Origin of the sequence: Limosilactobacillus kribbianus (genome assembly GCF_026413145.1) — a bacterium.
Classification (GTDB): Bacteria; Bacillota; Bacilli; order Lactobacillales; family Lactobacillaceae; genus Limosilactobacillus; species Limosilactobacillus kribbianus.
Map to the genome: position 1 here is coordinate 1 of NZ_JAOVYZ010000080.1, position 4,353 is coordinate 4,353.

The following is a 4,353-nucleotide window of genomic DNA, read 5'->3' on the forward strand; positions in this document are numbered from 1 at the left end:
AATCAATTGGTATCTGAATTCCCGGCCACTTAAATGTCTTAACTGGCGCACACCAATCGAGATCTTCCTGCTTAATTTACGTCATTAAATTCGTTCAAGTTATTTCTTGCAATCTGCCTTATTCAAATCATATTTATTTAACGGCTTCCTGCAGCGCATCGCCAAGCTGCTTCATGCCGACCTTGATCTTGTCCTCCTGGGCATTGGAGTAGTTCAGGCGGAAAGTCCCTGGCTGAACGTCGCCGGCGAAGAACGGATCGCCAGGCACGAAGGCCACGTTATGTTTCAGACATTTCTTGAAGAGCTCAACGGTATCGTCAACCCCCGGCACTTCGACCCAGAGGAACATCCCCCCTTCTGGATCGGTGTACTTCACACCGGCTGGGAAGTATTGCTTGATCCCGTCGGTCATCAGGTTCTTGCGCTTGCCGTAGAGGTCACTGATCTCCTTGACGTGGGCATCGACATCATTGTCTTCAAAGAACTGGGCCACGGCAAACTGGGCCAGGTTGTCCGTATGCAGGTCCGCAGACTGCTTCAGGACGGTCAACTTATCAACCACCTTCTTATCGGCCACCAGCCAACCCAGCCGGAAGCCAGGGGCCAGGATCTTGGAGAAGGTGCTCATGTACAGGACGTGGTCGTCCTGATCGAAGGACTTGACCGCCGGAACGTGCTTGCCGGCAAAACGAATCTCACCGTAGGGGTTATCTTCGAGGACGTAAACGTCGTACTTGGCCGCCAATTCCGCCAGCTTTTGTCGGCGCTCAACGGCCATCGTTCGGCCGGTCGGGTTCTGGAAGTTCGGCACAGTATAGATCAGCTTGGTGTTCGGGTTAGCCTTTAAGGCGGCCTCCAGGGAATCCATCTTCATCCCCTCTTCGTCCATCTCAACCCCTACAAAATGGGCACCGTAGGACTTGAAAACATCCAAGGCGCACAGGTAGGTTGGCTGTTCTACCAGGACGGTGTCGCCGGGATCGATGAAGGCCTTGCCGACCAGGTCAATGGCCTGCTCAGAACCGGTCGTCACCAGGACATTATCCAGTTCGGCGTGCACGTCTTCCTTGGCGGCGACGTGCTTTAAGATCAGCTCACGCAGGGCGGTAACCCCTTTGGCGGCCCCGTACTGCATCGCTTCTTGGCCATGTTGATCGAAGACCTTGTCGACCGCTGCCTTCATTTCTTTAACTGGGAAAAGTTCGGGTGCCGGCAATCCACCAGCAAAGGAAATAATTTGCGGATCCGCCGCTGCCTTGAGGATTGCACCAACCGCATCCGTGCCGTCTGCTGGTACTCGTTTTGAAAATTCAACCATATTGTCGTCACTCCTTAAAATTTAATTTTTCTCATCAACTTTTCAGAATTGATGTTGCTAAGGAGTATACACCCAAAAATTTTGCTTGTTAAGGGGCAATTTTATTTTTCTTGATCAGTCAGCCAAGCGCAGACCACTTGTTCATACCGCTTTGTCTGCTCGGCAAAGACCATGTGACGGGCATTTTGGAAGAGCTGCCAGCGAGCATTTGGCAGGTGGTCAAACAATGTTTTGGCAACCAGGGGCGTACAGAGATCGTTCGTCCCGTCGATCACCAAAGCCGGAACTTGAATTTCAGCCAGTCGATCCGTGTACTCGTAGTCGCGCAGCTTGCCAAGCGGGTTGTATTCGTTTGGCCCCCAGGCTCGGAGGTAGGCTTGCTCCCCACCTTTCTTTGCCCGACGCAGTGGTTCCGGCGATTGGGGCGTCACCCGCGCGGCGGCGTGCAACTCCATGAAGTGCTCGTTGGCCCGCAGGTAGGCCGGGGCCGTAAAGTTTCCGCTACGCTCCGCATCCAAGATGGCCGCCTGTTCTTCTTCCGGCATGAAGCCGATCAGACGGTGCAGCTCGCTGGTCCAGAGCTTAGCCGAAGAAAGGGTACTCGAGAGAATCACCCCCTGGATGCCTTGGGGCCGGTAGTCGCAGAGGTAGATGATTGCCAGCATCCCGCCCCAGGACTGGCCCAGCAGATACAAGCGGTCGAGCCCTAGGTAGTCACGAAGGTTTTCCAGCTCGGCCACCCAGGTCCGGGCCGTGTAGACCTCGGGGTGGTCATCAGGAATCGTCGAGCGGCCACAGCCCAATTGGTCGTGCATAATCAGCTGCCGTCCAGCACGTGCTGCCAAATCGTCCAAGAGCTCAAAGTAGTTATGAGTCGAACCCGGCCCACCGTGCAAAAGCAGGATCGGGGCACGATCGGTTGGCTCGCCGACGATCCGGCAGTAGGTCTGGTAGTTGCCAAAGGGAATCATCACTTCTTGCACTCTCATCGCAGCGCACCTCCCTCTGGCAGCTCGACTTGCTGCTGGACAAAGTGCGCCAGGAATTGGGCAAACTCCGGCCGATCATTCAGCGCGGGCACGACGTCGAACACTTTCCCGCCGTGATCCAGGAAGCGCTGGTGATTTTCGACCTGGTCTTCCTCAATTGTCTCTAGGCAATCGGTGACAAAGGACGGCACGACCACCAGGAGTTTCTTGTGCCCCCGTTTGATTTCTTCGAGAATCTCGTCTTTCAGGTAGGGCTGGAGCCAGGGCATTGGGCCGAACTTCGACTGGTAGGTCATAATGATCCGGTCATCATCAATCGCCAGGAGCTGGCGCAGCTTGGCCGTCGTCCGTTCCGTCTCCTCCTGGTAGGGGTCACCGTGCTTGACCATCGAGACCGGGATCCCGTGGTAGGCGATGACGAGCCGATCATACTCCCCCTGCTCCCAGACTTCCTGGACATGAGTCGCCAAGGTCTGGAGGTAGTCGGGCTCATCGGCAAAACGATCGATCACGCGGATGGCGGGGTCCACCGCCTGCACCTGTTCGATGATCGACTGGGTCGTGCTCTGCGTGAAGTGGGGAAAAAGCGAAAGAACAGTGATGTGGCGGCACTCTTTTTTCATTGTCCGCAGCGTTTCGTCGATTGCCGGGTGCTCATAGGTCATCGCCATGCGAACGTCCCAACTCGGTAGGTATTCTTGCACCCGTTTGGTTAGGTTCGCCGTATTGACGATTAAGGGCGAACCATCCGGCATCCAGCAATGTTGATAGGTGGCCGCCGAGCTTTTCGACCGGAACGGCAGGATCATCCCCTTGAGGATCGGCTGCCATAGGGCTGGCGGCATCGTAATCACGTTGGGGTCTCCTAAGAATTCGTTCAGGTAATGTTTGACGGCTGGGACAGTCGGCTCCTGTGGCGAACCCAGGTTGACGAGCAGTAATCCATTTTCTTTCATCGGGCATAACCTCGCTTTTGGGAAAAATAAAAAGATTCCCAGTGGTGATGGCTGAAAATCTTTTGCAATTCTGCTGTTATTATACTAGAAAGCTCGCTCGAAGACTAAGGATCGGCCTTCTGTTCACTAAAAGAAAAATGCTTCTTCGCAGAAAATTCCCCAAAGCAGTTGACAAATTAGAAAATGATGAGTATTATAATCAAAAATTAAATGAGAAAAGCAATGCCCAGGAGAGTAGGTTGGGTTGCTGGCAACAGCGACTTAGAATTTGGTGAAAGCTAAGCGAGGCGCCCGATTGAAAATCACCTGGAAGCTGAAGACCGAACCAAGTAAGTTCTTCTGGTACCGTCCACCATTATCCGGACCGCAGATTATTATGTCTGGTCGAGATGGAATTTTTCCATGAAGAAAAGGTGGTACCACGAGCTATTCGTCCTTTAAGCGTCAATCGATGCTTAAAGGACTTTTTTATTTAAGGGGGTGATGGTCATGAAAGACAGTGACATTAGTGGCATTCAAAAGGTTCAGAGTTGCAAGCAGCAGTCCGCTGATCATTATCCGTGTGGGCAATAAAATAACGGGGAAGTGGTCAGCAGCAAACAAATTGGGGGGAGTTAATGATGACCACGGTGAATGATGGAGTAACAAGTGATGCTAGGTTGAATTGGGATGGCTTCTCACCCCCCTTAGGATTTGTTGCGTAAAGGGATGAAAAAACGGCTACACTCACTTTACGCACTAACGACGAATTTGCTGAAAACAGACTAGTTCTTTATTGCTTAGCCATATTAATAAGCATTTTCTTTCCATAGCGGAGAGCATTGCCAAAAGTGCTCTTCCTTTTTGCGTTCTATTTCAATATTTTACGTATTTAAACAATAGAGGGAAAATCCCCTTTTTAATACCGATATGGTATAATAATGAGGTGATGAGATGGAATATTTCGCAAAGAGCAGGGAACTTACTAAAATGGTAGATTATAGAATGAAGTTAGCCACCTAATTGGTGGTAAATGCAAAAACGCCATTCGGCGTGACATCAGGTATCATATTAAGTGAATCAAACCTATATGAAAGGATGTCCGTCAAAT

General features: G+C 51.7%; 3 protein-coding genes. All 3 read right to left on the bottom strand.

Annotation, left to right across the window (positions count from 1 at the left end; translation table 11 throughout):
- Positions 1-133: 133 nt before the first annotated feature.
- The gene (locus tag OCT58_RS09955) at positions 134-1,318 is read right to left on the bottom strand and encodes an aminotransferase-like domain-containing protein (RefSeq protein ID WP_267202683.1); all 1,185 of its coding nucleotides are present in this window, start codon (positions 1,316-1,318) and stop codon (positions 134-136) included.
- Positions 1,319-1,419: 101 nt separating this feature from the next.
- A complete protein-coding gene (pepI, locus tag OCT58_RS09960) occupies positions 1,420-2,307 on the bottom strand; it encodes a proline iminopeptidase (protein ID WP_267202684.1) in 888 nt (295 codons plus the stop codon).
- Positions 2,304-3,263 carry a ferrochelatase gene (hemH, locus tag OCT58_RS09965; protein ID WP_267202685.1) on the bottom strand — a complete coding sequence of 320 codons (960 nt, stop codon included), beginning with the start codon at positions 3,261-3,263 and terminating at the stop codon, positions 2,304-2,306. The genes pepI and hemH overlap by 4 nt, the downstream gene beginning before the upstream one ends.
- Positions 3,264-4,353 lie beyond the last annotated feature (1,090 nt).